The sequence below is a fragment of the Streptomyces sp. NPDC054834 genome (assembly GCF_053611185.1).
Map to the genome: position 1 here is coordinate 10,368 of NZ_JBSGZV010000057.1, position 24,757 is coordinate 35,124.

Consider the following 24,757-nt stretch of genomic DNA (forward strand, 5'->3'; position numbering starts at 1 on the left):
GCAGGCGGAGCCGTCGTAGTCGACGGCGGAGCAACATGCGGCTCCGGAGGCACCGACACCGACGGCGGCGCAGGCGGAGCCGTCGTAGTCGACGGCGGAGCAACATGCGGCTCCGGAGGCACCGACACCGACGGCGGCGCAGGCGGAGCCGTCGTAGTCGACGGGGACGAGGATGGCGGCGTCGGCCCTGGTGTGATCGCAAGGGCTGGGAAGCTCGCGGCCAGGGCCATGGAGCCAGCGGCCAGGCTGCTGGCTGTCGCCATCGCTACCCGAAGGCCCGGGCGTATTCGGATTGGTCTCACCTTGCGCGACGATGTTCGGCGCACAGCCCACCTCCAACAGAGAAGCGGTGAGTCACTAGAGAGTGACGTTAGGTGACACTTATGGGTGTCGCCCAACTGCTATAGGCCGAACGTGGTGATCTTCACTGTGGGGCAACGGAACATAGCTCGTGCCTTTCGGGACTTCCGCGCACCGCTGTCATGCACGGCATGACGCACTACCGCACTGGCCTGGTCCGCCGCCGCGCCCTGAACCTGTACGAGGCGATCCCCGCCCAGCACCACCGCGAGCGTGCTGTACGGGAATCACGCGACGTTGTGGCCAGCTGACAACGCCATACAGGCGTGACGCCTTGACGTAGGTACCCGTCGGCGGGCGTACGCCGACCACTTCCTCAAGAGCGTCGAAGTCCGCGTCTTCCAGCGCGAATATGGCCGTCAAGGGAGCGACCGTGTCGAGGTTCTTGGAGCGCCGGTCCCTGGACAGGTGCCGCCGCGGATAGTCGGTGGTGACATGGAAGTCGTCCGGGTTGTTGGCCGGGTTCAGCCGATGCAGAGCCTTGAGGATCGTTGTCTTGCCCGACTCGTTCTTGCCGATCAGGCACGTGACCTGAGGGTCGACCACCATGGTCTGCTTGTTCATGATGTTGCGGAACGCCTCGATCTCCACTGACGTCACCAGCATGGCACTCCCCTTCAAGGGCCACGTTGCCCTTGTCTGTTCCGCGCAACCTGCAACCTGTGCCAGACGGGACAGGTGCGACCGCGTGTATGGCTTGATCCGCCAGTATGAATCCCGCCACTGACAGTGGTGCCCCGAGTTCTGTTAGGCGGCGAAGTGAGACCCAGCGGGCGGTCATCGCGGCTGAAGTCGAGCGGGAGCGGATGCGCCGGCGGGAGCTGCCGCCTGTCCGTCAGCGGGCGTATGCCGACCACTTCCTGGTTTCCGCTCCTCGCCCAGCCCAGAACCAGCGGCGTATCGGAAGGGGAGCTGTGGTCTGGGCCAGAGTGCCGAATACAGTCTGGCGCCAGCTCTACTCGGCACCAGAGACCATGCGGAAGCGGTCGAAGCGCTTCGGCGTGCTGAACATGGGGCGTGCCCAAAATCCGCCGGTGTCTCGGCGCTTCAGCACCTCCTCCACGACCTCTCCCGCATCGCGGTCGAAGCCGGCGGGGGCGAGGGAGACTCGGTGGCACAGCAGGTCCGACTCACCCTGCGAATATCCCTCCCACTTGCCGGAGTCGTAGCGCTTCTCGGGCCTGATGACGTCGAGGAGCTGGTAGGCGTCGAGGGCCTGATGCGTCTCGTAGGCCTTCCGTCCCAACCCGTAAAGGCCCTGCCTCACGTCGCCGGTGACGTAGGTGATGGTGAGCGGGTCGCCCTCCTCGGCGCCGACCTCAACGCCGGTGTACTTGAGGCGGTCGAGCCACATGAGCAGGGCGGCGATCTCGCTGTTGGTGAGCACGTGCACCCAGCCGCGGGTGAAGAACTCGACCGGGAGCTCCACGTAGGGCTCGGTGTCGTCGGGGGCGGTGTACGGGATGGCCGAGCTGACGGTGCTGGTCCCGTTCTCGCAGAGGAGCTGCAAACCGGTGCTGAAGCGGCCCGGTCCGGTGTTGGCCCGGACGAGCGCCATCGACTCCAGCGTCTTCAGGGCCTGCGTGATCTGGCGTCGCCGGTTGACGTCCTCGGACGCCAACTGGATACCAGGACCGGCGTATTGGCTGATCGATGCCGACAAGCTCATCCATGACAGCGGGTGCTTCGCCGTCGACTCCACGGGATAGGGAGTGTCCCACTGCTTCCCCGGCCCCACAGCGCACTGCGCGGCGTACAGCATCGTCAGCATGAGCCGGAGCTGGAGTCCCTTGGGGGTGACCATGCGGGCCGCGAACGGCTGCTCCTCCTTCGGGAGCGGCTTCCGCTCGTCCTCCAGGATTCTCATCTCGTCAAGCCGGTAGAAGGCCTGGCGGACTCGGACGGAGGCGGGCTTTTGTCCTTGCTCCCAGATCTGGTGCATGACCTGGTTGACGCCCCCGAGCATGCGGGTGCGAAGGGTCTGGAGGTGTGCAAGGCGTGTGTCGACCTTGCCGTCCTTGGGGCGCATCTCGGCCTACCTTTTGAAAACTACCGATTGATTCTCATGCCGCCGTGATCCATCGATTACTCAGTCATCTTCGATTTCTCTAGGTGGCGTTCATGCGAATCAATGCGTAGTTGAGAGTACCGGACGACCCCTCAGACGGGCTACATCATTTGATGTGTGGGGCGCTGAACAGGGCCCCACAGGTGGCCTGGAGGGCTTCTCCGGCCGCGTCCAATCGGGGGCTCCGGAGCATCGACGCCGGCAAGCACTTGGTGCTCCGGGCCTCCCAATCGCGAAAGAGGCGGTACCTCTATCAATGGAACGTACAACAGAAGAGCGGATCGAGCCCAGCCTGCGAGCTGAGCTCCCGGAGGTAGTCGGTGAGAAGTCCAGCCGGTTCCTGGGGTGGGTGACCTTCGGTTTCACGGCGGCCTGCGCCGTGGGCGGCACGGTCATCGCCCTGACGGTCTCCGCGCCGGTCGGACTGGCTCTGCTTGCAGTTTCGGCTCCCGCCATCACGATCCAGATCCGCCGGTGAATCCCGGATGGCCGCAGTCCGAGGACTGCGGCCATCCGGGCCGCTCCCCTACCCGCCCAGGAGCAGAGCTCGCGTCGTGAAGTTGTTCCGGCCAATGCCGGGGGTCACACACCGCGCGGCGGTCAGATCGGTCCTTCGCAGTCGTCGATTCAGTGCGGCAGGTCATCCTGCGGCTGCGGCCGGACCCACGGCATCGGCCGTGATCGTCCAAACGACTGCGCGCGCGACACCCTATCTTGAAGAATGTCCTGCCACTGCGGTGTGGAGGGAGGGCGATGCGTCCCGAGGAGACTTTGGACATCAAGCTGGCCTTCGCAGGTTGGTTCGCCAGCAAGCCGGCTGCGGAGCTGGCGGAGATGGAAGCCGAGGCTTACGCGAAGCAGGGGTTCAGCAACTCGCCGCAAGACGAGCTGGACAGTCTGCGTATCGCGCAGAACTACTGGGTGGCACCAGACATGGTCCGCATCGCGGAAGCGGCGCAGGAAACACTGCCTGACGAAGACGTTCTCCTTGAGGAGCCGCCCTCGAGTCATGGATTCCTCGTGCTCGCTGAGCCCTTCACGATTCGGTGCGCCGATCAGGCGTGCGTGGATGACCACCCGTTCAGCGGCTTGCGGTGGCGTCCCGTCCACCGAGTCCTTCCAGCTACCAAGTGGGCCGAGGAACAGCACGATGACGGAATCCTTATCCAATGGATCGGACCTGTCGTTGGCGAGGAGGAGCGCCAGTTCTTTGGATCGCCTGTTGCGCCGGTGGGGAACGGGATGTTCATGCCCGCAGGTCGCCCTCTCGAGATGGCTCAGTCGGTAGAAATCGGCGCTATGCGCCCTGAGTCTGCTGTCCTGTGCCGATACGCACGCGCCATGTGGACACTGATGCAGCAGCCGCTGGCGGCCGTTGGCGAGTTGGAAGCGGACCGCCCTCAACGGAGGCGACTCCAACGGGCAGGACAGCTACCCGCTGCTCCCGTGGCGATCGTCACCCTGCGACGCAAGACAGCAAAGTGCGGGAACAACGACGAGGCCCAAGAGGTGGAGTGGTCTCACCGCTGGGTCGTCCGGGGACATTGGCGACGTCAATGGCACCCACGCCTACAAGCCCACCGCCCCATCTGGATCAACGAGCACGTCAAAGGACCGGACGACAAGCCGCTGCTGGTGCGCGAGAAGGTCATCACCTGGCGTCGATAGAAGGAAGTGCCTCGTGAGCTGCCCTACCACGCCGAAGGTCGGTAGGACGGTGCGGATCCCGGTTGGTGGGCCGGTGTCGAGTGGGCGCTGCTGTGTATCGAGGACACCGCCGCCCAGCTGACCGAGGGCCGGTCGTTGGAGGCAGCGCAGGGTGGAAGGGATCCGGCGTGACGTGGACGCTGCCGGAACCGATGCTGAGCACTCCCGTACCCACGCCGGATCTGCGGCCGGGCTGGGTGGGCGAGCCCAAGTGGGACGGGTTCCGGGCAGCCGTCTTGGTCGACGAGGGCCGGGTGGTGCTGCGTTCCAGGCGCGGCACGGAAATGGGGTCGGCGTTTCCGGAGGTTGTGACGGGGGCCGTGCAGCTGCCGGATGCGACGGCGATGGACGGCGAGTTGGTCGTATGGGACGCCGCGGGTCGCCTCGCGTTCGAGCGGTTGCAGAACCGGCTGGCCCGGCGCGGTTCCGGGGCGGTCCGGGCAGCCGAGGAGTGGCCGGCGCACTTCGTGGCGTTCGATCTGCTCAGGTTGTCCGGGACGGACACGACCGGGTGGCCGTATCAGCGGCGGCGGGCCGCGCTGGAGTCGATGTTCGTGGCCCGTCGGCTCTTCGCGCCGTGGGCACTGTGTCCGTCCACCACCGACCCGGCCACCGTGCGCGAGTGGCTGTCATGGGCGTCGGTCGGGATGGAAGGCGTGGTCTTCAAGAAGCTCACCGATCCCTACAAGCCGTCGGTGAGGGGCTGGCAGAAGTACAAGGTCCGCGAGACGAGCGAGGCGATCGTCGGCGCTATCACCGGTTCCCTGGCTGCGCCCCGCACGCTGCTGCTCGGCAGGTACGACACCGAAGGCCGCTTTCAGTACCTCGGCCGCACCACCACCCTCGCCCAGGCGGCAGGTGCGGCGGTCACCGACCTGCTCGCTGCGGGGCGGCGCGGTCATCCGTGGACAGGCTGGTCGTTCTCCGCCAGGGGGGCAGCCAGGAAAAGCTGAACGTCACGCTGGTGGAACCCGAGCTGGTGGTGGAAGTCGGCGTCGACGTCGCCCGCGACGCCTCCGGCCGGTGGCGACACCCCGCACGCTGGCACCGCGCCCGCCCCGGCCTCTCCCCCGCCGACGTCCCCCGCCTGACGTCACCGCCGCACTGACGGCGGCCGGGCGCGGAGGCCCCGCCGACGCGCAACACGAAGAGCGCGGCTCCGATCCCCGGCTGCGTCCGCGCCGCCCATCCCGCCCTCCCTCATCCTCAACTCCAGCCAGGGCATGGTCGAAGGAGGTCGCAACGGGGATGTCAGCGGCCCCGACCACGCCGTACGCGGGTGGTGACCTGGGCGGACTTCGGGACGCTGTGGAGACTGGCGCAACACCTACCGCAACACTCAGCGCAACACTTGACGCAACCTCTACCGCAACACCTAGCGCAACACGGCACCTTATGAGGCGAAGCCGCGGCCGGGCGGGCTGATCACGGTGTCGTCCTGCGATCTTTCCCCATCGAGCTTTGCGAGGAGGGTTCTAGGTACGGCCGCCAGGGGCGTAGTCCTGCAAGAAGGCGGGGGCGACCATGCGCTGCCTCATCATCAGCTCGGTCAGATCCTGCGCGAGGCTCGGGTGAGTACCTGGCCATTCCGGTGCGTGCGCCACGAACTCCCGGCTGTTGAAGACGGTGAAGCGGTTGAAGTCTGCGACACGAAGCCGCGAGGCGTCCTGTGGGTCGCGGGAGATGATCACGCCTAGACGACTGCCGAGCGGCACGGTCAGGCGTCGAAAGTTATGGAAACCCGTCCCGACGCCGTGATCGAAGACGGCGGCGGGAATCTCGGGTGGCGCCGTTCCCACGACACCCGAGAAGCAGACTGGGTTGTCGCTGACCAGCAATCCACCGCCGCGAGGGCGGTAGCAGGACCAGTGCATATCGCTAGACAGCAACGTGGAAACGAGATGATTCCATTGGTCCTTGTAGTACGCGTCGTCGTCGTTCCGCAGGAGCCAGGGACGGATCACACGCATGGAGATCAGCCCCATCATGGCGGTCTGGATCTCTTCGTCGGACAGCCCGCTGTCCTCGGCACCGATCTCCTTGGTCACCCGGTGCATCAGGAATCGGCTTCGTTGCCACTGCAGGGCCAGCAGCCAGGCGAGGGCGTGCCGGGCATGCGTGGGGACGGCACGCTCCCGACTCTGAACCAACTCCCTAACGGCAGTGGCGGCCTCCCCCTCAATGTTGCCCATGGCGGCTTCCATCGAGACGTGATCGGGCTCCTGCCCGGGCCGGTAAATCGAGTGACCGAGGTTGCGATGGCCTACGTCGCGAACCGACGAGTTGAAACGCCGCTCGCTCATCACCTGGTGGATGACCAACTTGCCGCGCTGGCCAGCGAAGTGTTGGAGCAAGAACTGCGGGATGAAGTGGTGCTTCTTGGCGTGCGGCGGCATGGGACGACTTTACGAGGTCGACGCCACCTACGGCCCTGGCCCCTGGCAGCCGTGTGGCGACGGGTGGGGCTTCCACCAGCGGCCCGTCAGCGCTCACACCAGCCGTGGTCTGGGCTGGACGCTGCACGGCCGGACCACGGTCGGGGCCATGGTCTGGTTCCAGTGGTCGGGGCGACCACGCCGCGAATCCGGGTTATCCACAGGCCCGAACGGGCTCGGGGGTATCTCCGTACGCTGCTGCCCGAGTCGATCACACGGGGGAGTGCGGGATGCGGTACGGCGTAGTGGTGGAGGAGCTCGCGGTGGAGGTCATGGCGCAGCTGCCGGACGACCAGGCCCGGCGGGAAGTGATGGCGCTCGTGGAGGTCGCACGGATGGATCCGCGGGTCTGGCCCGATGTCCGTGACCCGGGTTCCGTGGAGGAGATCCGGGAGGCGTTCGGACGACAGTGCTGGATCCAGTACCTGCCACACGCCGGCGCGATCGAGGTCCGTGACATCGGCTGGGCGGGCTGACTCGTCAGCGGCGGCGGAGCTCCTCGGACCAATCCTGGAGCTGGTCTTCGAGGATGAGGTTGTCGCCACGGGCCACCGTCTGCAGCAGCTGGGCGCACACGGTCGCTTCGGCGGCGAGGCTGGCCGGGCTGCCCAGCACGGGGAAAGCGTCGCAAACGCGGGCGGCGACGTCCTCCTGGAGCAGCGAGTAGGCGTAGAGCGTGGCGGCGTCGAGCCCTTCCGGAGCTCGCCCCCAGCCCTCCCAGTCCAGAATCTCGTGTCGACGGCCGACACCTTCTCCAGCGTCCCGGCGAGGTCCTCCTACCAGGAGTCCGGCAGCTTCAGGACGAGGTGCTTGTCGATGCCGACCTCGGCCGCCCAGCGAGGCTGCGGCGGCGGGCAGTTGCCAAAAGCGGTAGTGGATGAGGCGGGCGGTTGCCATCCTGACCGGATGGAGGAAGCAGAAGACCGGTTGAGCCTGCCCCGACCCCGCTGGGCGCATGCCGAGATTGCCGTCTGGGGCGGTGCCAGCGAGGACGATCTCGCCCTCGCTGGTGGCTACCTGAGAGTGGCCGAGACAGCCGCCCGACACTGGATCGCCCACGGCCCGGACGACCGACTGCCCCTCCCGATCCTCTACAACTACCGGCACAGCATCGAACTGTCGCTGAAGTGGCTGATCCGCAAGGCCGCCCAGTGCGCGCTGCGCGACGGCTACACAGGAGAAGAAGACCTCAGCCCCGACCAGTTGGACAAGCGGCTGCGCACGCACAACATCAGGAGACTGGCGGACTGCCTCAACCGGTACCTGGCCCTGCTGGACCTGCCCAAGGTGGAACAGCGCATCGACCCGGAGTCCTGGAGTCAGCTCAACTGGCTGGACAGCGAGGATGCGACAGGGGAGGCCTACCGGTACGCCGTGGTCGGCCACGGCGCCGGCCGGGCTCCCGCCCGTCCCGTCCAGCAGAACGTCAACTTCTACGAGCAGGTGAACGAGCTGCACAAGCTCGCGCACCTGCTGTGGGGCGGCTACTCGGCTCATCTCGGTGAGTACGAGAACTGGCAGATCGAGTACATGGAGGCCATGGACACGGCCGGCTACTGAAGCGCTGTGCCGCCGCTACGGTGTCGGCTTCTTGTGGCGGGTGAGGAGCTCGGTAAAGAAGTCGGAGATGAGCTGCGGGCTGTCGGGCCGGGTGAGTTCCCAGCCGCCGAAGCGGTAGATCTCATAGCCGGCCAGCCGCAGACGGCGGTCCTCGGCGACCATCTCCGAGTACAGCCTGGGCGAGGCGGTGTACGTGGTGCGGCCGTCCGCGCCGATGGGGTTCTTGATGCCGTAGTGGTGAGCGCCGTCGACCTCGATGACGATGCGGGAGCGGTCGGGGGCCAGCAGCAGGAAGTCCATGCGCTCACGGTGCAGGGCCCCGCTGTGTCCGCTGCTCTTGCGGGTGTAAGGGTCGTAGTGCAGGTAGACCTGCGGAATGAGGGCGGGCAGGTCGAACCCGTCGGGTTCGGCGTAGCGGGTGCAGTACGTGCGCAGGACCGTCTGCTCCGGCAGGGAGTCCAGTGAGCGGTACAGCCGCCGGTACAGGGTATCGGCGGCTTCCGGCTCCTCGGCGTCCGGCACGTGGTTCGCCTGCCACCAGGTGATCATCTGCCGCCAAGTCAGGCCATGTACCGGCAGCGGGTCCTTATACACGAGGCAGTTCTCGGCGTTCCGGACGATCTCCACCTCGTTGCTCACCGCGTCCCGCAGCACGATCTGCGGCTTCGGGCCGATGGGCGCGAAGATGAGGTTCTTGAAGGTGCCACGGGGGCCCTTCTTGAACCGCTGCTCATACTCGGCCTCCTGCAGGTCCTCCAGGGCTTGCCTGGTCGGCCCCAGCAATTCTTCGACGCACTCGCGGCGCGCCTGCCACCCGCCGCCCCCGGACATGTCGTTTTTGCGCCAGTAGTCGTAGAAGCCGCTGTGATGGCGAAACGGCAGCTGCGGCGGCTCCAGGCCCAGGCGCTCGAGGACCGCCCGGTGCGCTTTGACGGCGAGGACGACTTCCTCGTCGTTCATGCGTTCGTCGTGGCGTGTGCCCCTGGCGACGAAGTCCTCGTGCAGCAGCCGGGTCAAGGCCACGGCTACGTCCAGATCCGGGTGGGCTGGCAGGGGACCGAACCGCAGGGATTCCATCAGCTCGACATCCAGCTCCCACAGCTGGCACACCCATTCACCTGGCCTGTGGCCAGGCCAGTCCACGTGCTCATCGGGCCTGCCGCGGAAGAAGTCATCTGTCTGCATGCTCGCGCATCCCCCCTGCCCCACAGCGCTGTCGGAAGGAATTGTCGCTGGTGTCACTGACAAGGGGGAGCTGCGCGCAACGGCGGTGACAGTGGGGCGGGCCGCTCACGTCGCCTACGTGAGCAGGTCGGCGACCTCGCGGAGGTGTCCCGGACGGTGCGGCTGACGCCGATCAGGGTGGCCGAGGCATGGCCGGTCTATGGAGTCCACTCAGTGGAACCCATCGAGTGGGCTCCAGTCAGTGCCGTGCATCGCCACTGGATGCAGATGGGTTCCACTCGGTGGACGATGCCCGGCATCGTCACCACAGCCAGGCGTTGGAGTGCCGCACCCGGGACAAGGCGCGGGCGTCGCGGCGGGTGGCCGCGTTGCCGATTCGGTTCTGCCGGGACCGGGGCCGGCGTGACTGCCCGGCGGCCAACCGGCGGCGTCCGGCGTCCTGGAGCCGCCGCCGTTGCTTGCGCAGCTCCGCTTTCTTCGCCGCCTTCGACTTCGGCTTCCGGGGCCGCTTCCAGACCGGCTGCCACCCCAGGGGCTCATCGGGCTCGGGCTCCTGGTCCTCATCGAGCGCGGCAGCCATCTTCTTGGCGGCGGCGCGGGCGCGGGCGAGGGCTTCCGCAGGGCTGGGTTGTTCTTCCGGGGTGCTCACGTGACTCCTCCTGTGGTCTGGCCCGGTGTGTGCTGGGTGCCGGGCTGCTGGGTGTGCGGCGGCGGGGCCACCGCCGGGGCGGGCTGAGGTTGGGAGCCGAGGGTGAGGGCGCGCTCCCGGGCGCCTTCCTGGACCCTGGCGAGGGTGGCCTCGGCGAGCATCCGGCGGGTCTGCTCCACCGTGGCGACGTCGGTTGTCTGCTCCGGAACGCGGCCGGCCTTCCGGCCGGTGTGGAACGGCCGCGGGCGCGACCTCGAGGCGGCGGGCACGGCGACGGTGCGCGGCCGGGTGCGGGAGCCCAAGCGGTCCGCGCGACGCACGGCCTGGACCCGGACCCTCAGCGCGTCGGCGGCGAGGCGGGCACGCTCGTACGGCGAAGCGGCCCGTTTGCGGATCAGCGGGCGCAGCACGGCCTGGTCCTCGGTGTCGCGCGGGTACAGGGCGCGCAGGTCGGCGGTCATCATGCGTCGGCTGGCCGGGCGGGTGTAGTCGTCGACGACCGTCTGCACGATCTGTTCGTCCAGGCCGGGTTGGTGGGGCCGGCCGCGCAGGACGTAGAAGAGGTGGCGGCGGGCTTCGGCGAGCAGGTGGTGGCGCTTGAACGCGCCTCGCATCACGTACACCACGGCGACGACGTCGACGGCCGCCAGCGCTATGTCGACCACCGGCCGCACCCGTGCCCACACCGCCGCGGCCGCCGCCCGGGCCCGCTCCGCCAGCCGGTCAACGACGTCGACGCCGTAGGCCCGGATCGCTGAGTCTCGCCATCGCTCGCGCAGCTCGGTCAGCGACAGCATCTCCTTGCGCTTGGGCGGGCGGGTCTGGTCGGCGGCCTGGCAAGCCAGCGCGTACGCGGCCCGCTCCCCCGGCGGGTGCCCCTGCCGTTCTTCGTACTTGGCCGTGAGGACGGGCAGCGCGTCCTCGATCTGCTGGCGTCGGGTCGACTGCCAGCCGATGAGCCGCTGGTCGATGCCCGCGATCTCCATGACGGGCCTGCGGCCGGGTGTCACCTCGCGGGGCTCCCACGCCCAGCCGAGCCGGGCGGACGCCTCCTCCATGAAGTAGAGGGTGTAGAGGGTGTCGGCGGCGACGATGTGGGCCATCAGCGAGTCCGCCGACAGGTTGCCCCACGTCCCCTTGTCGTCCGGCCGCCGGACGCGGACCGACACCACCGCATGATCGTGGAGGAGTGGCTTCGACTCGGCAGCTCTCGACTCGTAGTGCCGGAACACCGCAACGATCAGCCCGTCCTTGACCCGGGCGCGGCGCTTGCCGCCGCCTTTCCAGCGTATCTCCGCGACCTCATCCCCCAGCCACGCCAGCGTCTTGTCCCGGGCGATGTCCTGGCACAGCTCCAGCACCAGGCGGGTCTTGTCATCGCCAAGCGCGAACGCGATGTGGGCCGTCGGCGGGGGCCGGAACACCAGGTCGAAGCCCAGCCAGGGGGTGCGCTCCTTGGCCTTGTCGGTCTTGGGTGACTGGTTGTGCTCGATGGGCCTGCCCAGCACGGTCGCCCGCCGGGCCTGCGCCGGGCTCTTGCCCTCTGCCAGGAGCTCGCGCTCGATCCGGTCGGCGTCCGGGTGCCGGCCTTCCCCCAGGAGCAGTTCCGCCTGCCGCTCGGTCACCACATCCCCGGCCTTGAGACCGACCGCGGCCAGGCCCCGGCCCTTCCAGATCCCGGGCGGGACACCGGCTTCGTCCTGGGCGGCGCGCAGCGGCTTGCCCGCAGGGCGGTGGCCGTCGCCGACCATCACGCCGCGGAAGAGATAGCGCCACCCGTTCCCCGGGCGAACCTCCGACATGCTGATCACCGGCCCATGGAACCCCCGCGTTGACCTGCGGAAAAGCGCGATCCTCGGTGCTTCCCGCCGGGCGGGAGGCCATCACCAGATCTTTACCGCAGGGCCCGCCAGGCGGGCTGCAGCAGCGGCCCGAGACGGTAAGCCTCCGCCCGCACGGAGGGCTCCGTGCTTCCCCCGGCGGGGAATCGTGCGCCAACGTACAAGGCCTACAGCTGAAGAAAGGTGTCAGGTGCGCGAGGTGCCTGGACACCCGCAGTGGACTGCCACGTCCTGATGACATCCGACACCGCCGTGCTGAGTCTGTCCGTGTCCCAGCCGTACTGGGCGAACAGTCGCTGGAGGACGGCGATCGCAGCCAGCGGGGCTCCCCCGCACCGCAGGGCTGTGTCTCTGGAGCTTGCCTGCATCCGTGCCGCAGCATCGCCGTGCGCGGGGTCGACAAGTTGGTCGGTGCTCTCGAAGAACATGGTGATGCCGTGCTGCTGGCCGTGCGTTACAGCCGAGCCGAGGCGCCAGAAGAGCGGCCCGAGCAGCGGAACTTCTGGCGCGATGATCTGTGCCGCCAGGGAGGTCGTACGGGGCATCCGCTCGCCCAGAAAGGGCGGGCTGTATCTGTCGCGTTCCCCGCGCACCTCGAAGCGGTGTGCGCGGGCGGCTTCGAGGATGAGGCGGATGCGGTTCTTGGCGTGGTCACGGATAGCTGTGGTTTCTACGCCGTTCTCAAGCTGCGTCTGTTCCTTGAGGCTCTGCAGTCGGAGGTTCATGTAGCGGCGCACACGTTCCCGTTCGCCGATCTCCGGCTCGAGAAGGAACCACGGGGCGATCGCGATGTCGAGGGTCGCTCGGGCGATGGTGTGCGAGGCCGTGATTCCTCCTGGCGACCTGAACAGGGTCCCAAGGCTGTCCAGGTGATCAAGCATGACGAACACGGATGACAGCGGGGTGATGTTGGCGTCACGTACTGGGTGGGTTCCCCAGGAGCCGGCCAAGGTGTCTCGCTGACACTCTTCGCTCGCTGGGGAGCCAGGCAGGAAACCGTGGCTCGCCTCGTAGCTGTCGTTGAACGCGGCGCGGAGTCCCTCCAAGGAACGGGCGAGTTCGGCCCACGGATCTTTCCTCATGCTCCATGACGGTAGAGACGAGTCGTCTGTGCTGCTCAGATTTTCGACAGCCGACCGCCAGCCGCAGCTGCTGCGCAGCTGGCTGACCGCGCCGTGCGAATGCTGCGCTGCGGCACACAGGCTGGGCTGGTTGCCCGAAGTTGGGAGACCAGCCCAGCCTGTCAGATGCGCTTCAGCGCGTCGCGGCAATGAGCTGATCCCTCATCCGTTGATACACCGCTGCGTCACACACCGGCTCTTTCAGCTTCTGGAGCCAGTATTCGTACATGCCGATGTCCTCGCCGGGCACAGTCAGGCGGTACTCCTTGTCACTGGTCTCTCTGATCCAGCCGTGTGCTTCACCGACGTAGAGGGCGTTTTCGACCGCCACGTCCGACAGGCCGGTGGCCGCTGCCAACTCAGTCACCGTGCAGGTCACGCCGCGAGGGTCGATCAGCGTGCCGGTGCCCAGACGGAGAGTGAGGGCATACAGGCAGACCTTTACCAGCTCCGGGAGACATGCCCCCTTCTCTGACAGGTCGAGCAAGTAGATCTCTTGGGTGTCGCGGAGTTCTTCCGGGCTGTGGAAGAGAGCGCGTGCCGTCTCCTTCCACGCAGCGCGTTCGTCGTTCAGAGCCCGGGAGGCCTGGCGGTAGGTCATGCCTGCCTTGTCCGCCTGGGCGCGGATGCGGGCCTTGCGGGCGTTGGAGCCGTTCTTCGTCATGGGCTTCTCCAGGGGACCCACGCTCCTCCCAGGTCAGCCGAACGAGTCTGGCGGCGGGAAGTCTGCACGGGCCCTTGCCGACGGATGCCGGGGGAGCCTTGGCCGGACTGGGTCGCGAGCGGCGTGGGCGCTGCAACAGCGGCGGTAGGCGTTCGTGTCATGCCGCCTCGCACTGTAGCGGGGCTGCGGGCTGCTCCCCGGAGACGTTCACCCTTTCGGGGGCATGCCCGTCCTCGCGTCTGGGGTTTACGTGACCCGCCGCGACATCGGCTCGTTGAGATGACTGGCGCCGCATGAAGCTGCCGCGACGGTGCCCGGCTGAGAGCTTCCGGCCCATGACCGGGAGATGGGTAGGCCCTAGACGCGCCGCGTCATCGCAGCAGAGGAGATGTGGCTAGCCACAGTCCGCGTGGAGTCATGGGCTCGCGCACGAGGACCAGTCATGGCATCCCACGCACGTAAGAACGCCGCTCGTCGGCAGCAGGACCTAACGGGGACGAACCGTCGCGCAGCGCTACAGGACATCCGCAACGCCGTCCCGCCCGCTCCACAGGCCAGAAACGCAACCAGGATTCCGGGCGGAGAGGCACACGCGGATGTTGTGCCAGCGGAGCTGATCGTTCTCGTCCAAGACTTCGTTCACTGGGAACGACGCCATCTGGACGATGCTGTAAACGCCGCGCGCCAGCACATCGAATCGCCGGCGAACTGGCACCGTCTGGTGCTCTACGCCCTCACGGACGCCCTGGCCTACAACTTCTTGCTGGTCGGCACGCTCGCCGCATACCTCCAAGAGCAAGGACTGGACGCGGAACCTCTGCGTCGACACCTCCAGTCCCCTGACCCCGATCGATACATCAACCAAGAAGCCCTCGATCTGCTCGCAGGTCTGATGGGCAGGCCCGTCGCGGAGGACCAGCAAGAACCTACATGGCACTTCATCGGCAGGCAGATTGCCGCGTGCGGCGCACAGCAGGGTGAAGAGAGGTGTCGGCCAACGCAGGAGGGGTTGTAGCCGGGTGTTCCGGCTACAACCCCTCCGATGAACTCGGTGCTTACCGGCTAAGCGCCCGTCAGCCGATGAGCAGCTCAACGAGTTCTTCGATCTGCTGCGGCGTGAGGCGTCGCTTTAGGTCTGCGGCAAGTACCTCCAGATCCTCTTCCGCCCGTTGTGTACTGGTGGCGGTTGCGGGTGCGCCTTGGCGCTTTGCGGCGGCCGCCGGTGGGGTGCTTACCGGGTAAGCACCCTTCGGCTTCCGGCTGGCCTCGCTTTTCTGCTGGGCCCGCTGCGCGAGTGCTTCATCTGCGGCACTCTGCTGCTGCTGTTCGGGCAACTGCCCGACGGTGCGGGCGATCTTGACCGGCAGTTCCTTGTCTTCCAGGGCCTGCTTGAGCTCCGGAGTGAGCTTCAGCAGCGCGAGGCGCTGGGTTACCCAGCCGCTGGACTTGCCCAAAGCTCGGGCTACAGCACGCTGCGAGCCGTGGACCTGGACGAGTCGTTCAAGTGCTTTGGCCTCGTCGAGCGGTTCCAGGTCTTCGTGCTGGACAGCTGCGATGAGTGCCGTCTCCAGCAACGTGTCGGCGTCGTGGGCGAGCGCGTCGTCAACGTGGACGGGAAGCTCGTCAAGACCGGCGAGCTTCGCACCAGCGAGGCGGCGGTTGCCGTCGACGACGACGTACTCGGCTGATGCGAGGTCCTGTGCGTGGTCGGGGTGCGCTGCCAGGAATGCTTCGCGTGTGACGATGGTAAGGGGTTGGATGATGCCCTTGCTGGTAAGGCTGTCCGCCATCTCCTCTATGGCCGCGAGGGTGGCGCGGGGGTTGTAGGGGTTCGGTGCCAGCCGGTCGACAGCAACCCGGAGTGAGCTGTGGGTGGCGGCTGCGGCCGGGGCCGCCGTGGTCTGTCCGGCAAACGCGGCGAAGCTTGCGGCGCGGCTACTCATGGGCTGGGCAACGGCGTCGAACGTGGCGGAGCCGCCGAGGGCATCGGCTTTGCTCATGTCAGCCTCCGAGCGATCTCACGCATGTGGTGGGCCTGGTCGGATTCGGGGGAGTAGGCGAGGAGTGCTCTCTGGAGCCGAACGGCTTCGCGCTGCTCTTTCAAGTCGCCGATGACCGCAAGGACGGGCGGTGTCCCCAGACTCCTCCACTTCTCGAGGGAGGAGGTGGCGATGTAGCCGCGTCGCGAGTCGTACTTGTTGACTACGAGGCCGAGCTGGTTCACGTCGATGTCGTAGTCGGTGGCTAGGGAGTGCACCTGGTTGATGAGCATGCCGTACGCCTGCGCGGAGGTGTCCTCTGCTTCGACGGGGATCACCAGCCCAGAGACGCCGGGCTTTTCTCCGTCGCGGCGACGGCCGTAGTAGATGGCTGCATCCATGGCCAACCCCAGGCTGGGCGGCGAGTCGATGACGATGACGTCGAAGTGCTCTTCCAGTGGGGACAGTGCTCGCTCAAGGGCAGCGTGCCGGGGCCCGCGGAACATGGTGAGGCCGGAGTCGAGCAGGAAGGCGTCGAACGCCGCGGGGAGGATCCGCAGCCGGTCTCCGAAGCGTGCTTCCTCTATGACGACAGTGAGGTCGATGAGCGGGGTGCGCGCCTGCTCCCTGTTCAGCATGTGCGTGATGAGGCTCTCGCTGCCGGCGGGGATGGCCTTGAGACCCAACTGGTGGGAGAGATGCCCTTGAGGGTCGTAGTCGACCATGAGGACACGGAGGCCGGACCGTGCAGCGGCTTGAGCGAGAGAGGCGGTGTCGTCTGTCTTGCCCGGCAGCGCGTGGGGGTCTTCCGCGAGGGCCTGGGCGAGGCCGGCGGTGACGGCGGTCTTCCCTACGCCGCCTTTCTGGTTGCAGACGATGACGCGCCGTGTGGGAGCGGCCTCTTCGCCGGCGGGATTCTGCTCGAGCCATAGCGCCACGGACTGGGCAAGCCCTTGGATGTAGGAGACACCGCGGGTGGCGCAGTCCCGCTTGAAGTCGTCGTAGAGACCTTCGGGTAGCCATGTCCCGAACGACTCGGCTCCCGCCGTGTCGATTGCGGGGAGCGGCTCGGAATGGGCGCGCCACGCCAGGATGCCGTCAGTGACAGCATCTTGCACGTCGGTACTGAGCTGCGCCGCCCGGACCTTGAGGGCTTGTCGGAGGGAGGCGGGCAGCTTCGACGCGAGCTTCTCCCGCTCCCCTCCCGATGTCGGAGACGTCATGCGCGGCAGCATACTGCCGCCGGAAGCTGGATGAACGTCAGGAGGGCGGGACATTCACTCCTTTTGACGTCAGCTCCTGCATGTCAGGTGCTTACCGGGTAAGCACCTGAGCTCTCTCAGCGCCCCTTGCGCACGGGAGTGAGCATCCAGGTGTCCCGTCTCAACGAACCGAGCCGAGTAGCGATCCGTCTCAACGAATCCAGTCGTTGCAGGTAGACCGGATGGGGTGGCGGCGACGGCTCGATGAGCAGTCACCTCAACGAAGTTAGTCCGGCCTGGTCAGCGAGTCGGCGCCGACTGGGTTCGTTGAGAACGGACACCAGGGCAGCTCACTCCTCTGTGCACTCCCTGAAACGCAAAAAGCCCTGCCCCCCGGTGAGAGGCCGGGAGGGCAGGGCTTCAGGATGCGGGTGTCAGGCCGCCCAGGTGGCGGGCGCGTCTTCGTCGGGTTTGGGGAGGCTGGCGGCGGTCACCGGGGTGGCCGGGTGACGCATTGCTGGCCGTGGTCACCCTGGGGCTTTCACGTCCTCGAGGAGGGTTGTCAGGAGCTCGCAGGCGTCGGCCTTGTGCGGGTCACTGTAAGAGGCGTGGTCGCTGACGTGGAACACCGTGTCCTTCGCGGTGACCGTGTATCCGGGCATGACGGTGGCCGCCCTGCCCTCCAGCAGGGTGTTGAGGTGTTCCGCATCACGGGAGGCGAGCCGGGTCTGGGTGTACGAGCCCATGCGGAGCACGATGCGGCCGGAGTTGTCCTTCCGGCGGGCTTCGACGTGGACGGCGTAGTGCGCGGGCTTCATGCCGACGTCGTCGGGGATGTCGAGGCCCGCCGCGGCGTGGGTGAGCGGCGTAAGGGCCGGGTGCCACACTCCGAGGATCTTGTCCGTCTCGCAGCGCAGCCAGCCCCTGCCGGTGTAGCCGAGCTGGTGGCCATGAGGTAGGCCGCGGCGTGCGGGGTGTCGGGGTGGACCAGGGAGACGGCGATCAGGTCGGGGCCGTGGTCGTCTCCCGGGCGGGGGTGAGCCCTTTCCACGAACGGTCCGACGCGTACGGCGATATCCCGGTAGAAGCCGGGGGTCCAGGGCTCCATGTCGCGCAGTGCGGCGAGCAGCACGCGGAACTGGTCGACGGTGGCCTGGTCCTCGGGGCTGAGGGCGCCGGGCGCGTGAGCGCAGCGGCGGAAAGGACGCTTCATCGGGTGGCCTCCTGCGTGGAGCTGGGCTGGGCGGTGTGGTTGGCGGGGGTCTTGAGCACGCGCGGCAAGTGGACGTGGAGGTGCTCGACTTCGACCTCGCGGCCCCGGTCGCGGAGTGTGCGGGCAAGGATTTCAGTGAGGCCGCTTGCACGGTGCCGGCCTCCTGCACAGCCGATCCCGATGCGGCTCGGACCGGCGGGCAGGTCGGCGTAGTCGGCGAGGTTGACGATGAGTTCGTGTGCGCCGGGGGTCTTCAGGACGACGTCTTGGACGCGGGGGTTGAGGCCGTCCAGGTCGAGGATGTCGCGGGCGGCGGCCGGGTCGCGGAGCCGGCCGCGGACGTCCTCGATGCGGTCGGCGGCAGGCGGGACGGGGGAGCCGTCCGGGCCGGTGGGCAGGTGCAGGTAGCCGAAGGAGATCAGGCGGATCGGATGCACGAAGGGGTGCCCTTCTGCTCGGTGGTGAGGAAACGGCGGAGCGCCGCGCCCGGCTGGGAGGGGCGAGGCGCGGCGCTCCAGGGGCTACTGGGTGGTGGTGTCGGTGACCACGAGGAACTGGTCGGTGCGCAGGTCCATGACGACCTGAGCGTTGGTGCCCTGGGCGCGCTGGTTGGCGGCGAACTCTTCGGCCGGCCAGGAGCCGCGGGGGCCTCCGACGGGAAACCGCTCCAGTACGGTGCGGGTCTGTTCGGGGGCGTTGGCCATCAGGCGTCACCGCCGTTCACGCGCTCGTGGATGTCGATGAGGGTGGCGATGGCGTCGGGGTTGTCCGCGCGGCCGACCCACTGTCCTTGCGCGGTGAAGACGGGGACCTTGTCCTGGTCGGCGTCGAAGATGACGCAGTAGTCGCCGTACCGGTCCATCACGATGTCGCGCAGGACCGGGATGAGTCCGGTGTCCAGGACCTCCAGGGCGTCGACGGTGAGCCGGGCGTTCTCGCCGGGCGTCTGGGGTTGGACCAGGGTGCCGGTGACGCGCACCAGGTCGCCGGGCTGTATGCCGTTCAGCAACTCGGGGGTGATCCGGGGGTCTCCGCTGGTGCAGGTGACGACCGTGTCAGGGGCGTCCTCGTCGACGGCGTCGATGTCGGCGGGGCGGACGATCAGGTCGAAGGTGGCGGTCCCGATACGCGGGCCGGGAGCGGGTATCGCGTCGACCCAGCCGTCGACGGCGCAGTGCTTGGTGTCCATCAGCTGGCCTCCGCCAGTGTCTCGGTGGGGCGAGTGGAGCGGGGTCGGGTGGTGCGCTGGGCAATGTCCAGCAGCTCGCGGTTACGCCGCTGCTGGGCGGGCGTGAGCGGCCGAGCCTTCGCGCCGTGGCGGTGCCAGAGCGGGGAGGCGGGCGGCTCGGGGTAGGCGAGGGCGTGGTCGACGTTGCGGTCGGTGCTGCTCATGAGGTCCTCCAGGTGGAGGTCAGGAGTGGTCGCCTTGGCCCTTGTCCTTGGATTTGGGCTTCGGCGTGAGGTCGGAGGCGAACCGCCCGAGGCGGGCCTCCACGGGGTTGGCGGTGAGCCAGGACTCCGCGCATGCCTTGTGCACGGGCTCGCCGGAGTGGGAGCGCATGGGCGTGGGCTGGCCGCACAGCGTGCAGGGGAGGTCCTGCCAGCGGTCGAAGTGCCGGCCGTCGCGCCAGACGAGAAGTTCGCCGGGAGCCGGAATCAGGCCCGGCTCGAACGGCGGATCCTTCTTCGTGCGTCCCGGGCGGGTCACGGCCGGAAGGTGGGCAGCTGCTGGAACACGCGGGCCAGCAGCTCCTCGGTCGGCTTCCAGGGCACGACCTGCCCGCGTGCGGGGACCGGCAGGGGCAGCTCCTGGACGTCGTCGAGGACCAGGTGCCAGGCGCCCGGGTGCGCCCACTCCGAGCAGAGCGGCGCACCGTCGGGGTCCTGGTGGCAGTCGGTGATCCGGGCGATGCCGACCACCGCGCCCCTCACCAGCTCGCGGCCGCGGATGGTGCGGCCGATCAGCGGATTGCGCAGGGCGGGCTGGTCGATGGTCTTGCTCGTGTGCAGCAGCACCCAGCCGGTCCGCCACGGTGCGGGCCGGTTCTCCACCGTCTTGGCACCGGCGAGGATGCAGGTCGCGTACGGCTGCCTGATGCTGATGCCGCGGATCCAGTCGCCCTCGGGCAGAGTCACGGTGCTCATGCGGCTCTCCCCCACATGGCCGTGCCCGGCCTGCCCGCGCGGCGACCGTTGACGGACGGCGTGGCGGCATGCGCAGTGGTCGCCAGGACAGCGCGGCCGGAGTGCTTCCCGTCGTACAGGGCTGCGTCTGCCGCCCTCTGCAGGCGCGGCAGGTCGCGCGTGCCGATCACGTCCGGGGTCGCGGCGCCGACCGAGGCGGCGACGTCGACGGTGCGGCCGTCGTCCAGGGTGACCGGCGTGTGCAGCATCCGGACCAGCTGCTCTAGGCGCTGCTCGCGGCGTTCGGAGGGCAGGTCCAGGACCACGGCGAACTCATCGCCCCCGAGGCGGCCGACTGCTGCGCGCGGGCCTGCCCAGGCCGTGAGTCGGGCCGCGATCGACGCGAGGACGGTGTCGCCCGCCGCGTGCCCGAGGCCGTCGTTGATCTCCTTGAACCTGTCGGCGTCGACCATGACCGCGGTCGTGTCGTCGCCGTGGCGGGCCAGGAGCCGGCGGGCGCGGGCGGTGTAGGCGTCGCGGCGCAGCAGGCCGGTCAGCGGGTCCGTCCGGGTCGCGGCGAGCTTGCGGTGTAGCGCGAGGGCGTGCACGGTCCAGCCGGTCAGCGGCAGGGCGGCGGCGGTGATCAGGAGGGTGCGCGGGCCGATCCGGCCCTGGACGCGCAGGACAGAGTCCATACTGAGGATCTCCCTCTCGTTCGTACGGGTTGGGTGGGCCCGGGACAGCCGTCGAAGCCGCCAAGCACGTGCGGCTGTCCCGGGGCGGAGCTACATCTCGAAGGGCTTGGAGTTGAGCGAGCTGTACGGGCTCCTCCAGGGGTCGGCCTTCGCGGCGGGCCAGTCGAGCTCCCAGCCGGGCCGGTACCCGCAGGCCGACCAGCCGTCCGGGCCTCCGTGGGGGATCTCGCGTCCGGCCTCCGCTGCGGCGCGGGCCTCGTCGTAGACCTCATGCGCGGCCTTCACGGCGGCGGCGCGGCTGTCAGCCCAGCCGATGAAGACGCTTCCAGGCCGGGCGTCTCGGTGCTCCGTATGGGGACGTCGACCTCGTAGTACGGGGGCTGGGTCATAACGTGCACTCCTCTCGTGATCGCGGTGACTGAGGAACCACCGCGACCGCCCCGGACCCGGCGGTGAGCCGGGGCCGGGGCGGCACGGAGGTCCGTCAGCCGTGGATCGCTTCGAGGTCCTGCGCCTCGAGGGCGTCGTCCTGGTCGTCGTTATTCGGGCCATGGACGGTGCAGACGATGTCCTCGTCGTCGTCCAGGTCGCCGTTGAGCGCACGGAACAGGCAGGTGACGCTGTAGGCGGGCGCCCAGGCGCGGCCGGTGCATTCGTCGTCGTGCGGGCACGGCACCATCACGTCGAATCCGACGTCGCCCTCGCCGTCGACGTCGGTGCGCAGGGCGAGGGTGAGGTACTGCTGGCCGAGGCGGATCTCCGCGACGCGGTCGCCGCCGGCAACGTTCGAGCCGGGCTTCCACTGCCACAGCGGCAGGATCTCCTCGCCGAACACCCGTGAGACGAGGTTCAGGTCACCGAGGCCGCCACTGCCGTCCAGTCCGAGGTCGGCTTGCCGGGCCTCGCTCAGGCGCTCCAGGAACGGCAGCAGCCGGTAGAGGCTGTCGGAGAAGACGATCTCGGGGAAGCCTTCCGCCTTGAGGGTCCGGTGCGAGTTGACCATGTCCTGGCGCTGCTTGATGACCGTGGCCTCGGGCACCGTGCGGTTGGCCGGCCGCGGGCCCTGCCGCTCGATGCAGACGCTGCCGGGGGTGGCGACCATGACCGCGATGGGCAGCATGCCGTGCCGCTTGGCCGCGGCGACCAGCGGCTCCCTGGCCGCCTTGGTGACGTTGGTTGCGTCGACGACCGTGAACAGGTGCCGGCGCATCCTCGCCTCCAGGAGCAGGTGCAGGGCGGCGACCGCGTCGCCGGTGGCGTCCTGGTCGCCCGCGTCGTCGCTGACCGTCTCGCGTAGCGCGTCCAGGGACAGGACCTGCGAGGCGGGCCAGGTGCGCGCGATCGTCGACTTCCCGGCGCCGGACGGGCCGATGAGGACCACCAGGCTGTGCTCAGGCATCTCCGGGTAGATCAGCTCGGTCATGCGGATTCTCCTTGGGAGTGAGATGGGGCCGGGCAGCTCGGATGAAGCGCTGACCGGCGTGGTGGGTGAACAGGACGGCTTCGCGCGGCGCCGTCAGCGGACGATCATGTGAGCGGGGTGGCCGTTGTTCATGTGGTCCACGCACTGCGGGCAGTCCTCGCGCGGACCGAGTCCGGCGTGCGCCTCACGGCTGGCGTACGCGTGGTACCAGCACTGCGTGCACTGGCCCCGGGGCGGGTTCGTCGCCTTGGTGTTGGCCATCTCAGCCAGCTCCTTGTGGGTGAAGGACGCGGGCAGCCCAGATCAGGCGCTGCCCGGCGTCGTCGGTGATCAGGGCGGCGGCTTCGTGTAGCGGGCAGGAGGCGTCTCCGTCGCGGTCCTGCTCGATCTGCTCGGCACGGCGCGCGGCGGCGGTGACCAGCTGCGCCACGGCGGCGAGGAAGCCGCCGGGCGGGTCGGTGTCTTCGATGAGTTCGCGCAGGATCGCGGCGAGCTCCTCGGTGTCGACGTCGCTGGCGCGGAGGTCGTCCTCGATCTGCTGGAGGGCCAGGGAGGCGATCCCGGCCGCGGCGCGGACGCGTTCGATGCGCGTGCGGGTCACCGCGGCCGCCGTCACAGCGCGAGGCCGGCGGCGGCCAGCGCGAGCAGGACTAGGGCGGCGAGCGACAGGTCGACCGCGCGCCGCAGGTGGGTGAACTTCCGTACGGCGAGGGTGGACAGGACTCGGATGCGGGCGGCGCGGGTGTCGCCGTTCATGCAGGCGCGGATCTCGTGTTCGTCCAGGCGTGCCCAGTACGGGAAGGACGCCTTGTCATCACCGCGCAGGCGGGGCCTGACGACCAGGAGCAGCAGCACGGCGGCCGCGCCCAGGGCGAGGACGGCGAGCGTGCCGAAGACCTTCGTCGCGGGTGGCAGGTCCTTGTCGGTGACGGACGCGAGGCCGGCGAGGACGGCGCCGTTGAAGGCGAGCAGTAAGGACGACTTACCGTCCGTGCGTCCGATCTCGTTGACGATGGAGGCGCAGGCGGTGTCCAGGTTCTTGTCGACGGTGGAGGCGGGGACCGTGGCGGTCGTCATGAGTGGGGTTCTCCTTGCGGAACGTGAAGGGTTGGCCCGCGTGTGCGGGCCGCCCGGGACGGCTTGGGTACGTCGGGTGTCAGAACGGCGGTTCGTCCGGCCAGGGGTCGCGGACGGGCAGGAGCCGGATGCGTAGCTCGCGCCGGTTCGACCAGCAGCCGCACGCCTCCATCTCCGGGTGCGCGCCGTCAACCCACCAGCCGCCCGCACCCCGGCAGTCGGGGCAGAAGCGGTGAGGGCGGGGCGTCAGCTCGATGCGGTGCCGGTCGGCGGACAGCTGCCAGCGGCCGGCCTTGAGGACGGCGGCCGCCGTGGCGACCGAGGCCGGGACGACGGCCGCCAGGAGCACGGCCTTGCGGGTCCGCGTCACTTGCGGGGCGGGTGCGGCTGGATCATGAACCGGGTGCCGGTGCCGTTGTACGCGGGCGCGGCCTTGAGGAAGTCACTCTCGGTCCGCACGATCTCGAACATCGCCTGCTTGACGAAGTCGTCGTCGCGCTGGAGGTCGACGCGGTCCTCGAGGAAGTCGGCGAGGTGCACCGGGTGGGGCGAGGTGCCGTGCGGGCGCATGCGCTGCAGGCGGCTGCGCACGATCTGCGCGGCGTCGGCGTCGTCGGGGATTGCCGGGACGCCTCGGTCGATCGTGCGGCAGTGGGCGGCGTGCGCGTTGGCGAGGTCGGCGGCCTCTGTCTCTGCCAGCCGGATGCGGCTGCTGTTGCGGCCCGCGCGGTAGGTGCAGCCCAGGCACGCGGCGCCGTGGGAGGAGCTGCGGTCGCTGGCGGAGGTGTAGACGAGGACGATTGCTCCCTCCAGCGGTCCGAGGGTGTTGCGGTAGCGCTGGACGACGGTGGTACCCGGCGGCGTCCACAGGGCCGGGTCCGGTGCGGCGGGGCGACGGGCGAACAGGCTGCTGAACATCGGTGACTTCTCCTTCGGAGGGTCGTTGATCAGGCGGCCAGCCGGTGGGTCACCGGGGCCGTGGAAGCGAAGTAGGTGTCGGGGCTGGGCTCATAGCCCCGGGCGCAGGGGTCGCAGCAGCCCTGGGTTCGCAGCGGGAGGCAGAAGTAGTAGCGCCTCTTGCACTCGGGCACGTGGACCTCGCGGCCATGGCCCGGTCCAGCGCCCATTCCTGCGCGAGCGTCGGCACCCGTTTGGGCCGTGCGAGTTCCACGCTGTAGAGCCAGGCCCGGGTGGGATGGATGCACGCCTGGTCGGGCCGGTATGCGCACGCCTTGCAGCGCAGTACCGCGACCGGGCCGTGTCCGCCGGGGCTCAGCCCCTTCTCCCGTAACTGCCGCCGGGTGACCAGGCCCTCGGGACAAGCGCGCCGATCGAACTCCGGCAGCCTCGCGTCGCTGCGCGGCGCCTTCGTGATCTCGCGGCGGCGCTTCTTCCGGGGGCGGGGCATCACCTGCTCCAGATGCCGGGGATCCGGGCCGGGCGCTGCGGGTAGC

At 68.7% G+C, this 24,757-nt stretch carries 35 protein-coding genes and 2 pseudogenes; 8 read left to right on the top strand and 29 right to left on the bottom strand.

Going from position 1 to position 24,757, the window contains the following annotated elements:
• Positions 1-378 (top strand): annotated as a pseudogene (locus tag ACWGJM_RS42625) (hypothetical protein); the annotation flags it as partial.
• A gap of 102 nt (positions 379-480) precedes the next feature.
• On the opposite strand, the gene ACWGJM_RS42630 reads toward ACWGJM_RS42625, so the two are convergent.
• Together ACWGJM_RS42630 and ACWGJM_RS42635 are read right to left on the bottom strand one after the other, a co-directional pair.
• Entirely contained in the window at positions 481-966 is a 486-nt protein-coding gene (locus ACWGJM_RS42630) for an AAA family ATPase (RefSeq protein WP_453417143.1), read from the bottom strand.
• A gap of 349 nt (positions 967-1,315) precedes the next feature.
• The gene (locus ACWGJM_RS42635) at positions 1,316-2,389 is read right to left on the bottom strand and encodes a hypothetical protein (protein WP_453417144.1); all 1,074 of its coding nucleotides are present in this window, start codon (positions 2,387-2,389) and stop codon (positions 1,316-1,318) included.
• 295 nt (positions 2,390-2,684) lie between these two features.
• Between ACWGJM_RS42635 and ACWGJM_RS42640 the strand changes: the two genes are divergently transcribed.
• From ACWGJM_RS42640 to ACWGJM_RS42655, 4 genes are all read left to right on the top strand, one after another.
• Positions 2,685-2,906 (top strand): hypothetical protein, encoded by a 222-nt coding sequence (locus ACWGJM_RS42640; protein ID WP_453417145.1) that lies wholly within the window; start codon positions 2,685-2,687, stop codon positions 2,904-2,906.
• Between the two features lie 275 nt (positions 2,907-3,181).
• The gene (locus ACWGJM_RS42645) at positions 3,182-4,096 is read left to right on the top strand and encodes a hypothetical protein (RefSeq protein WP_453417146.1); all 915 of its coding nucleotides are present in this window, start codon (positions 3,182-3,184) and stop codon (positions 4,094-4,096) included.
• A 167-nt stretch (positions 4,097-4,263) separates the two neighbouring features.
• The gene (locus ACWGJM_RS42650) at positions 4,264-5,088 is read left to right on the top strand and encodes an ATP-dependent DNA ligase (protein ID WP_453417147.1); all 825 of its coding nucleotides are present in this window, start codon (positions 4,264-4,266) and stop codon (positions 5,086-5,088) included.
• Between the two features lie 11 nt (positions 5,089-5,099).
• On the top strand, positions 5,100-5,243 hold the full coding sequence (locus tag ACWGJM_RS42655; RefSeq protein ID WP_453417148.1) for an ATP-dependent DNA ligase: 144 nt from the start codon (positions 5,100-5,102) through the stop codon (positions 5,241-5,243).
• A 367-nt stretch (positions 5,244-5,610) separates the two neighbouring features.
• Here ACWGJM_RS42655 and ACWGJM_RS42660 read toward each other — a convergent pair whose 3' ends face one another.
• Positions 5,611-6,531: a DUF4238 domain-containing protein gene (locus ACWGJM_RS42660; RefSeq protein WP_453417149.1), complete on the bottom strand. Its 921-nt coding sequence runs from the start codon at positions 6,529-6,531 to the stop codon at positions 5,611-5,613.
• A 269-nt stretch (positions 6,532-6,800) separates the two neighbouring features.
• Here ACWGJM_RS42660 and ACWGJM_RS42665 point away from each other — a divergent pair, with 269 nt between their 5' ends.
• The gene (locus tag ACWGJM_RS42665; RefSeq protein WP_453417150.1) at positions 6,801-7,046 is read left to right on the top strand and encodes a hypothetical protein; all 246 of its coding nucleotides are present in this window, start codon (positions 6,801-6,803) and stop codon (positions 7,044-7,046) included.
• 4 nt (positions 7,047-7,050) lie between these two features.
• Here the strand turns inward: ACWGJM_RS42665 and ACWGJM_RS42670 are convergent, their stop codons facing one another.
• Positions 7,051-7,185, bottom strand: a complete 135-nt coding sequence (locus ACWGJM_RS42670) for a hypothetical protein (protein WP_453417151.1) — start codon at positions 7,183-7,185, stop codon at positions 7,051-7,053.
• A 291-nt stretch (positions 7,186-7,476) separates the two neighbouring features.
• Between ACWGJM_RS42670 and ACWGJM_RS42675 the strand changes: the two genes are divergently transcribed.
• Positions 7,477-8,130 (top strand): hypothetical protein, encoded by a 654-nt coding sequence (locus tag ACWGJM_RS42675; RefSeq protein ID WP_453417152.1) that lies wholly within the window; start codon positions 7,477-7,479, stop codon positions 8,128-8,130.
• Positions 8,131-8,145: 15 nt separating this feature from the next.
• Here ACWGJM_RS42675 and ACWGJM_RS42680 read toward each other — a convergent pair whose 3' ends face one another.
• The 5 genes from ACWGJM_RS42680 to ACWGJM_RS42700 form a co-directional block, all read right to left on the bottom strand.
• On the bottom strand, positions 8,146-9,315 hold the full coding sequence (locus tag ACWGJM_RS42680; protein WP_453417153.1) for a hypothetical protein: 1,170 nt from the start codon (positions 9,313-9,315) through the stop codon (positions 8,146-8,148).
• Positions 9,316-9,616: 301 nt separating this feature from the next.
• A complete protein-coding gene (locus tag ACWGJM_RS42685) occupies positions 9,617-9,964 on the bottom strand; it encodes a hypothetical protein (protein ID WP_453417154.1) in 348 nt (115 codons plus the stop codon).
• The gene (mobF, locus tag ACWGJM_RS42690; RefSeq protein WP_453417197.1) at positions 9,961-11,715 is read right to left on the bottom strand and encodes a MobF family relaxase; all 1,755 of its coding nucleotides are present in this window, start codon (positions 11,713-11,715) and stop codon (positions 9,961-9,963) included. Before mobF ends, ACWGJM_RS42685 begins: the two co-directional genes overlap by 4 nt.
• Positions 11,716-11,972: 257 nt before the next feature.
• A complete protein-coding gene (locus ACWGJM_RS42695; RefSeq protein WP_453417155.1) occupies positions 11,973-12,887 on the bottom strand; it encodes a hypothetical protein in 915 nt (304 codons plus the stop codon).
• A 172-nt stretch (positions 12,888-13,059) separates the two neighbouring features.
• On the bottom strand, positions 13,060-13,590 hold the full coding sequence (locus tag ACWGJM_RS42700) for a hypothetical protein (protein ID WP_453417156.1): 531 nt from the start codon (positions 13,588-13,590) through the stop codon (positions 13,060-13,062).
• Between the two features lie 442 nt (positions 13,591-14,032).
• On the opposite strand from ACWGJM_RS42700, the gene ACWGJM_RS42705 reads away from it, so the two are divergent.
• On the top strand, positions 14,033-14,605 hold the full coding sequence (locus ACWGJM_RS42705) for a hypothetical protein (protein ID WP_453417157.1): 573 nt from the start codon (positions 14,033-14,035) through the stop codon (positions 14,603-14,605).
• A 58-nt stretch (positions 14,606-14,663) separates the two neighbouring features.
• Here ACWGJM_RS42705 and ACWGJM_RS42710 read toward each other — a convergent pair whose 3' ends face one another.
• From ACWGJM_RS42710 to ACWGJM_RS42805, 20 genes and pseudogenes are all read right to left on the bottom strand, one after another.
• Positions 14,664-15,590 (bottom strand): ParB/RepB/Spo0J family partition protein, encoded by a 927-nt coding sequence (locus tag ACWGJM_RS42710; protein ID WP_453417158.1) that lies wholly within the window; start codon positions 15,588-15,590, stop codon positions 14,664-14,666.
• Positions 15,587-16,792, bottom strand: a complete 1,206-nt coding sequence (locus ACWGJM_RS42715; protein ID WP_453417159.1) for a ParA family protein — start codon at positions 16,790-16,792, stop codon at positions 15,587-15,589. The genes ACWGJM_RS42710 and ACWGJM_RS42715 overlap by 4 nt, the downstream gene beginning before the upstream one ends.
• A 506-nt stretch (positions 16,793-17,298) precedes the next feature.
• Positions 17,299-17,589 carry a hypothetical protein gene (locus tag ACWGJM_RS42720; protein WP_453417160.1) on the bottom strand — a complete coding sequence of 97 codons (291 nt, stop codon included), beginning with the start codon at positions 17,587-17,589 and terminating at the stop codon, positions 17,299-17,301.
• Positions 17,586-17,984 (bottom strand): hypothetical protein, encoded by a 399-nt coding sequence (locus ACWGJM_RS42725; protein ID WP_453417161.1) that lies wholly within the window; start codon positions 17,982-17,984, stop codon positions 17,586-17,588. The genes ACWGJM_RS42720 and ACWGJM_RS42725 overlap by 4 nt, the downstream gene beginning before the upstream one ends.
• Positions 17,981-18,421 carry a RapZ C-terminal domain-containing protein gene (locus ACWGJM_RS42730; RefSeq protein WP_453417162.1) on the bottom strand — a complete coding sequence of 147 codons (441 nt, stop codon included), beginning with the start codon at positions 18,419-18,421 and terminating at the stop codon, positions 17,981-17,983. Before ACWGJM_RS42730 ends, ACWGJM_RS42725 begins: the two co-directional genes overlap by 4 nt.
• Before the next feature lie 84 nt (positions 18,422-18,505).
• Positions 18,506-18,688: a hypothetical protein gene (locus ACWGJM_RS42735; RefSeq protein WP_453417163.1), complete on the bottom strand. Its 183-nt coding sequence runs from the start codon at positions 18,686-18,688 to the stop codon at positions 18,506-18,508.
• On the bottom strand, positions 18,688-19,173 hold the full coding sequence (locus tag ACWGJM_RS42740) for a hypothetical protein (protein WP_453417164.1): 486 nt from the start codon (positions 19,171-19,173) through the stop codon (positions 18,688-18,690). Before ACWGJM_RS42740 ends, ACWGJM_RS42735 begins: the two co-directional genes overlap by 1 nt.
• Positions 19,173-19,376 carry a hypothetical protein gene (locus ACWGJM_RS42745; RefSeq protein ID WP_453417165.1) on the bottom strand — a complete coding sequence of 68 codons (204 nt, stop codon included), beginning with the start codon at positions 19,374-19,376 and terminating at the stop codon, positions 19,173-19,175. Before ACWGJM_RS42745 ends, ACWGJM_RS42740 begins: the two co-directional genes overlap by 1 nt.
• A gap of 19 nt (positions 19,377-19,395) precedes the next feature.
• Positions 19,396-19,692: a hypothetical protein gene (locus tag ACWGJM_RS42750; RefSeq protein WP_453417166.1), complete on the bottom strand. Its 297-nt coding sequence runs from the start codon at positions 19,690-19,692 to the stop codon at positions 19,396-19,398.
• Positions 19,689-20,129 carry a hypothetical protein gene (locus ACWGJM_RS42755; protein ID WP_453417167.1) on the bottom strand — a complete coding sequence of 147 codons (441 nt, stop codon included), beginning with the start codon at positions 20,127-20,129 and terminating at the stop codon, positions 19,689-19,691. Before ACWGJM_RS42755 ends, ACWGJM_RS42750 begins: the two co-directional genes overlap by 4 nt.
• A complete protein-coding gene (locus tag ACWGJM_RS42760; protein WP_453417168.1) occupies positions 20,126-20,803 on the bottom strand; it encodes a GGDEF domain-containing protein in 678 nt (225 codons plus the stop codon). Before ACWGJM_RS42760 ends, ACWGJM_RS42755 begins: the two co-directional genes overlap by 4 nt.
• Positions 20,804-20,893: 90 nt before the next feature.
• On the bottom strand, positions 20,894-21,088 hold the full coding sequence (locus ACWGJM_RS42765; RefSeq protein WP_453417169.1) for a hypothetical protein: 195 nt from the start codon (positions 21,086-21,088) through the stop codon (positions 20,894-20,896).
• A 199-nt stretch (positions 21,089-21,287) separates the two neighbouring features.
• Complete coding sequence (locus ACWGJM_RS42770; protein ID WP_453417170.1) at positions 21,288-22,226, bottom strand: AAA family ATPase; 939 nt, start codon at positions 22,224-22,226, stop codon at positions 21,288-21,290.
• 93 nt (positions 22,227-22,319) lie between these two features.
• Positions 22,320-22,487: a pRL2-8 gene (locus tag ACWGJM_RS42775; protein WP_453417171.1), complete on the bottom strand. Its 168-nt coding sequence runs from the start codon at positions 22,485-22,487 to the stop codon at positions 22,320-22,322.
• A gap of 1 nt (position 22,488) precedes the next feature.
• The gene (locus tag ACWGJM_RS42780) at positions 22,489-22,827 is read right to left on the bottom strand and encodes a hypothetical protein (protein ID WP_453417172.1); all 339 of its coding nucleotides are present in this window, start codon (positions 22,825-22,827) and stop codon (positions 22,489-22,491) included.
• A gap of 11 nt (positions 22,828-22,838) precedes the next feature.
• Positions 22,839-23,303, bottom strand: a complete 465-nt coding sequence (locus ACWGJM_RS42785; protein ID WP_453417173.1) for a Pycsar system effector family protein — start codon at positions 23,301-23,303, stop codon at positions 22,839-22,841.
• Between the two features lie 79 nt (positions 23,304-23,382).
• Positions 23,383-23,673, bottom strand: a complete 291-nt coding sequence (locus ACWGJM_RS42790; RefSeq protein ID WP_453417174.1) for a hypothetical protein — start codon at positions 23,671-23,673, stop codon at positions 23,383-23,385.
• Positions 23,670-24,221, bottom strand: coding sequence for a hypothetical protein (locus ACWGJM_RS42795; RefSeq protein WP_453417175.1), 552 nt, complete (start codon positions 24,219-24,221; stop codon positions 23,670-23,672). Before ACWGJM_RS42795 ends, ACWGJM_RS42790 begins: the two co-directional genes overlap by 4 nt.
• Before the next feature lie 29 nt (positions 24,222-24,250).
• Positions 24,251-24,430, bottom strand: coding sequence for a hypothetical protein (locus tag ACWGJM_RS42800; protein ID WP_453417198.1), 180 nt, complete (start codon positions 24,428-24,430; stop codon positions 24,251-24,253).
• A 5-nt stretch (positions 24,431-24,435) separates the two neighbouring features.
• Positions 24,436-24,711, bottom strand: a pseudogene (locus ACWGJM_RS42805) (RRQRL motif-containing zinc-binding protein); the annotation flags it as partial.
• Positions 24,712-24,757 lie beyond the last annotated feature (46 nt).